Here is a 5,311-nt window from a genome sequence, read left to right on the forward strand (position 1 = left end):
ACGGCGCGCCGAGCGAGTCGACGAGGTCGAGCAGGCGCGCGCACTGCGGCCAGGTCGCCGGGGCGACGTCGTGCACGGCGATACAGAGCCGCGCGCTCACGGTCGGCTCGGTGTTTCGACCGGGTCGGTCGCATCGGCCTCGCCGACGAACGCATGCGAGCGCGTGCGCAGCAGGCGCGCGTAGCGATCGAGCTGCAGATCGAACACACTGGACCAGGAGTAGCGTCGCTCGACGCGCCAGCGCGCGCGCCGGCCCATGGTCGCGAAATCGCCGGAGTATACTTTTTCGATCGCGGCAGCGAGTGCGGCCGCATCGCCCGCTTCGGCGAGCGCGCCGACCGAATCGTCGATCAATTCGGGCAGCGCGCCCGCGCGCACGCCGACCACGGGCAGGCCGCAGGCCATTGCTTCGACTGCGATCAGGCCGAAGGTCTCCTGCGCACCCGCGTGCACGAGCACGTCGGCGCTCGCGAGCAGGCGCGCAAGACGCACGGGATCCTGCTCGTAGGGCAACATCGTCGCATTCGCCGACAGCGCGCGGCGCCGCTCGCCGCCGACGAGGATCAGGTGATGTGCGGTGCCGAGCCGCGCGAACGTGCGCAGCAACAGGGGTACGTCCTTCTCGCGCGCCATGCGTCCGGCGAAGATCGACAGGCGCACGTCGGCGGCAAGGCCAAGCTCGTCGCGCAGGCGCGCATCGTGCCGCGACGGGTGAAATACTTCCGCATCGACGCCGAGCGGCTGCACGACGATGCGTGCGATGCCGCTGTCGCGCAGGCGTTGCGCGATCAGCCGGCTCGGCGCCTGGACCAGATCGAAGCGCGAATAAAGCCGGCGCAGGTAGACATCCGCAGCGCGGCCGGCGAAGCGGCCGAAGCGACTCGCGATCATGCGCGGCAGGTCCGAATGCGCGAACGCGACCGTCATCGCGCCGCAATCTTTCGCGGCGCCGAGTGCCGCCCAGGCGAGATGGTAGGGATCGCCGACTTCGATCACGTCGGGTCGCAACGCGGCAAGCGCGCGCCGCCAGCGCGCCGGTCGCAGCGGCACGCGATAACCACCTGTGCAGGGAATGTTCCAGTCGCCGCGAGTGAAAATGCCGGGTTCGGTTTCGCCTGTCATCGTGCCGGGCACGAGCAGGCTGTGGCGCACGCCCGTGCGCGCGGCCAGGCAACGATGCTTGGCCAGAAGATAGCGCTTCACCCCGCCAGAATGCGGCGCAAAGAACAGGCTGATGTCGGCGATATGCATCGATGCGCACCGCGGGCGCCGTGGAAACGGCGCTCACGATGCGGGCGTGGCGTGACAAACGTATTACGTCAGTGGCAGCCGGATTCGGCTTTTCACAATCGCGCGCGCTTCATTTCGGTTCGCCACTTTGCAGGCGGAACCGGATGGCGGAGCGAACATTCATGCAGCGCACGCAATCCGGTCTGCGCGGGATTGAAGAACGCAAAGGGATTGCGCGAAGCGCCGAACTGTCAGGAGAGTACGTGGACGCGGCGCGCGCCGGCCCAGCGCTTGGCCCAGTACGGGTTGGCGAGCTCGTCGATGCGCACGCGCTTGCCCGGCGCGGGAGAGTGGATGAAGCGGCCTTCGCCCATGTACAAACCGACATGGGTGATGTGCCCGCGCACCTGGAAGAAGACGAGATCGCCAACCTTCATCTCCTCGCGCACGATCTTCTCGCCGTCGCGATACTGGCTCGGCGCGTCGTAGGGCAGCTCGACGCCGAAGGTCTTGTTGTAGACGTAGTGGGTGAAGCCCGAGCAGTCGAAGCCGGTGGACGGATCGCGGCCGGCGCGGCGGTAGCGGATGTCACGCAGGGTCATCGCGAAATCGGCAACGCGCTTGCGCGGAGCCTTGTAGATCGCGCGATCGATGACTTCATCCATGCTTGCGGTAAAGCCCGCATCGGTGTCAAGCGACGGCTTCAGCGCCAGCGGGACGCGCGCTGCAACCGGCTGCGCGACGAACGGACGATACTGTGGGACGACCTGGTCCAGCGAGAACGAAGACTGGGTGGCAGACTGCTGGGAAGTTCGGACCTGGGCAAACGACGAAATCGGCGCCACGACGGCAAAAGCGAGCACGGCAAGACGGACGATTCGGGTTTGCAGCATGGCCGGTGATCCCCCTGAAACAGATGGCGGAACGATTACGAGGGCGCGACCGTAACAAACGACTTGTTCGGATTCTGTTAATGGACCGTTCAGTCCAACAACACTGGTGGTAAAACCACCACTGCATCACAAAATGTGGCCTGAATCTCAGTCACACCCGGTATAGTTCCGGTACCACGCGACAAAACGCGCGATGCCGACCTCTAGCGGCGTCGACGGCGCGTAACCCGTGTCGCGCGTAAGTTCGTCGACATCGGCATAGGTGTCGGGCACGTCGCCGGGCTGCAGCGGCAACAGGATCTTCTCGGCCGTGCGCCCGGTGCACTCCTCGATGATCTCGATGTAGCGCGCGAGCTTCACTGGCTGGTGGTTGCCGATGTTGTAGACGCGATACGGCGCACTCGAGGTGCCCGGATTCGGCGCGAGCGGGTCGAACGCCGGGTCGGGCGCGGGTATCCGATCGAGCGTGCGCACCACGCCCTCGACGACGTCGTCGATGTAGGTGAAGTCGCGCGAGTGGTCGCCGTGATTGAACACCTCGATCGGCTCGCCGCGGAGAATCTTGCCGACGAACAGAAACGGCGACATGTCCGGCCGCCCCCACGGCCCGTACACGGTGAAGAAGCGCAGGCCCGTGGTCGGCAGGCCATACAGATGGCTGTAAGTGTGCGCCATCAGCTCGTTAGCCTTCTTCGTCGCCGCGTAGAGACTGACCGGATGGTCGACGGCGTCGTGCACCGCGAAGGGCAGCTTGCGGTTGGCGCCGTACACCGAACTCGACGAGGCGTAGACGAGGTTCTCGATGCGGCCTTCGCGGCAGGCTTCGAGGATGTTGATGAAGCCGACGAGGTTCGAGTCGACGTAGGCGCGCGGGTTCTCGCGCGAGTAGCGCACGCCGGCCTGGGCACCGAGATGGGCGACGCGCCGTGGCGCGAACTCGGCGAACACGCGATCGACCGCGGCGCGATCGGCGAGATCGCCTTTGACGAAGCGGAAGTTCGCGTGCGGCGCTAACCGCGCCAGTCGCGCTTGCTTCAGCGCCGGATCGTAGTAATCGTTGAGGTTGTCGAAGCCGAGCACCTCGTCGCCGCGCGCGAGCAGGCGTTCGCTCAAGGCCGCGCCGATGAAACCGGCGGCGCCGGTGACCAATACACGCATGCGATTTCTCCTACAACCGATCGTCCACCGCCTCGCGCGGCAGCACCTGCTTCACATCGAACACCACGCCGCCCGGCTTGACCAGCGCGCGCACGCCGTCCGCACCGAGCGCGAGGAACGGCGCGTGCGCGACAGCGAGGATAACTGCGTCATATTTTTCGTCGCCCAAGTGCGGCAACAGCTCGATGCCGTATTCGCGGCGCGCGTCGTCCGCGTCTGCATACGGATCGTGCACATACACCTCGGCGTCGTAGCCGGCCAGTTCCGCGATCATGTCGGCCACGCGCGTGTTGCGCAGGTCGGGGCAGTTCTCCTTGAACGCAAGGCCGAGCACGAGCACCTTGGCGCCGGCGACGTGGATGCGCCGGCGCGTCAGCAGCTTGACCACGCGCTGGGCCACGTGCGCGGCCATGCCGTCGTTGATGCGCCGGCCGGACAGGATGACCTCGGGGTGATAACCGACCTCCTGCGCCTTGTGCGTGAGGTAGTACGGATCGACGCCGATGCAGTGGCCGCCGACGAGGCCGGGTTTGAACGGCAGGAAATTCCACTTCGTGCCCGCTGCGGCGAGCACTTCGGTCGTGTCGAGGTTGAGGCGATGGCAGATCAGCGCGATCTCGTTGATCAGTGAAATGTTCAAGTCGCGCTGCGTGTTCTCGATCACCTTGGCCATCTCGGCGACACGGATGCTCGGCGCGCGATAGGTGCCGGCTTGGACGATCTGGCGATACAGCGCATCGACGAATTCTGCCGCGGCCGGAGTCGAACCCGAAGTCACCTTGAGGATGTTGTCGAGGCGGCGCTCGCGGTCACCCGGATTGATGCGCTCGGGACTGTAGCCGGTATAGAAATCCACATTGTGCTTGAGGCCCGACTCGCGCTCGATCACGGGCACGCAGACTTCCTCGGTCGCACCGGGATATACGGTCGATTCGAAGATCGCCACGCCGCCGCGACGGATCGCGCGGCCGATCGTGCGGCTTGCCGCCACGAGTGGGGCGAGGTCGGGGCGTTTGGCTGCGTCGATCGGCGTCGGCACGGTGACGATGAACACCTCGCAGTCGGCAAGATCGGCGGCGACGGCGGTCAATGCGAGCTGCGAGGCCGCGCGCAATTCTTGCGTGGAGGTTTCATCGGTGCGGTCATGACCGCGGCGCAGCTCGTCCACACGCGCGAGGTCGATGTCGAAACCCAGCGTCGGCCGTGCGCGGCCGAACGCCGCCGCGAGAGGCAGGCCGACGTAGCCGAGGCCGATCACGGCCACGCGCGCTTCGGCAAGATTCGGCAAGGCGGCTGGCGACATCGGGGGACCTGCGCGGTGTAAGGCAGTGCGTAGTCTAGCAAGCGCAACGACTCTGTTCGCCGCAATGCCTCACGCGCTTAGAATGTGCGGCCTCGAATTCCGGAATCCCGCCATGCGCATTTGCGTCTACGCCGCCTCGAGCCGCTACTGCGACCCGATCTACCTTGATGCCGCACGCGAACTCGGCGCCACGCTTGCGCGCGCAAACTGCCAGGTCGTCTACGGCGGCGGCGCGGTCGGCCTCATGGGTGCGCTCGCCGACGGCGCGCTCGAAGCCGGCGGCGAAGTCATCGGCATCATCCCGCGCTTCATGACCGAGGTGGAATGGCAGCATCCGGGCGTCGCCAACCTCGAAGTCGTCGAGGACATGCGCGAGCGCAAGCACAAGCTGCTGACCGGGTCTGACGCGGTGATCGCCCTGCCCGGCGGCTCGGGCACGCTCGAAGAACTGTTCGAGGCGATCACGCTCAAACGCCTCGGCATCTATTTCAACCCGATCGTGCTGCTCAACATCCGCGACTTCTACGCACCGCTGCAGGCGTTCATGCAGCAGGTCGTCGCCGAGCATTTCATGAACGACGAACACCTGCAGATGTGGTCGCTGGTCAACAGCGTCGCCGAAGCACTGCCGCGCATCCGCGCCACGCCGCGCTGGCGCGAAGATGCGCGCGCGCATGCGGCGGTGAGGGCTTAGCGCGTCCCGCCCGCACCCCGCGGCGGGAACGAC

5 protein-coding genes are annotated in these 5,311 nt (G+C 66.3%); 1 reads left to right on the forward strand and 4 read right to left on the reverse strand.

The annotated features are described in order from the left end of the window. Positions 1-96: 96 nt before the first annotated feature. The 4 genes from VF497_RS04025 to VF497_RS04040 all read right to left on the reverse strand — a co-directional run bounded on the left by VF497_RS04025 (position 97) and on the right by VF497_RS04040 (position 4,584). On the reverse strand, positions 97-1,251 hold the full coding sequence (locus tag VF497_RS04025; RefSeq protein ID WP_330886353.1) for a glycosyltransferase: 1,155 nt from the start codon (positions 1,249-1,251) through the stop codon (positions 97-99). A gap of 230 nt (positions 1,252-1,481) precedes the next feature. Further along, on the reverse strand, positions 1,482-2,123 hold the full coding sequence (locus tag VF497_RS04030) for a C40 family peptidase (RefSeq protein WP_330886354.1): 642 nt from the start codon (positions 2,121-2,123) through the stop codon (positions 1,482-1,484). A gap of 147 nt (positions 2,124-2,270) precedes the next feature. Next, positions 2,271-3,281 (reverse strand): NAD-dependent epimerase, encoded by a 1,011-nt coding sequence (locus VF497_RS04035; RefSeq protein ID WP_330886355.1) that lies wholly within the window; start codon positions 3,279-3,281, stop codon positions 2,271-2,273. 10 nt (positions 3,282-3,291) lie between these two features. Further along, positions 3,292-4,584, reverse strand: coding sequence for a nucleotide sugar dehydrogenase (locus VF497_RS04040; RefSeq protein WP_330886356.1), 1,293 nt, complete (start codon positions 4,582-4,584; stop codon positions 3,292-3,294). Between the two features lie 112 nt (positions 4,585-4,696). Here VF497_RS04040 and VF497_RS04045 point away from each other — a divergent pair, with 112 nt between their 5' ends. Then, a complete protein-coding gene (locus tag VF497_RS04045) occupies positions 4,697-5,278 on the forward strand; it encodes a TIGR00730 family Rossman fold protein (RefSeq protein ID WP_330886357.1) in 582 nt (193 codons plus the stop codon). The last annotated feature ends 33 nt before the right edge of the window (positions 5,279-5,311 follow it).

The sequence above is a fragment of the Rudaea sp. genome, from assembly GCF_036383415.1.
GTDB lineage: Bacteria > Pseudomonadota > Gammaproteobacteria > Xanthomonadales > Rhodanobacteraceae > Rudaea.

Bases quoted from the DNA above. Each gene is read 5' to 3' on its own strand.
- VF497_RS04040 (WP_330886356.1), bottom strand. From the start codon at position 4,584: ATGTCGCCAGCCGCCTTGCCGAATCTTGCCGAAGCGCGCGTGGCCGTG.
- VF497_RS04035 (WP_330886355.1), bottom strand. From the start codon at position 3,281: ATGCGTGTATTGGTCACCGGCGCCGCCGGTTTCATCGGCGCGGCCTTG.
- VF497_RS04025 (WP_330886353.1), bottom strand. From the start codon at position 1,251: ATGCATATCGCCGACATCAGCCTGTTCTTTGCGCCGCATTCTGGCGGG.
- VF497_RS04030 (WP_330886354.1), bottom strand. From the start codon at position 2,123: ATGCTGCAAACCCGAATCGTCCGTCTTGCCGTGCTCGCTTTTGCCGTC.
- VF497_RS04045 (WP_330886357.1), top strand. From the start codon at position 4,697: ATGCGCATTTGCGTCTACGCCGCCTCGAGCCGCTACTGCGACCCGATC.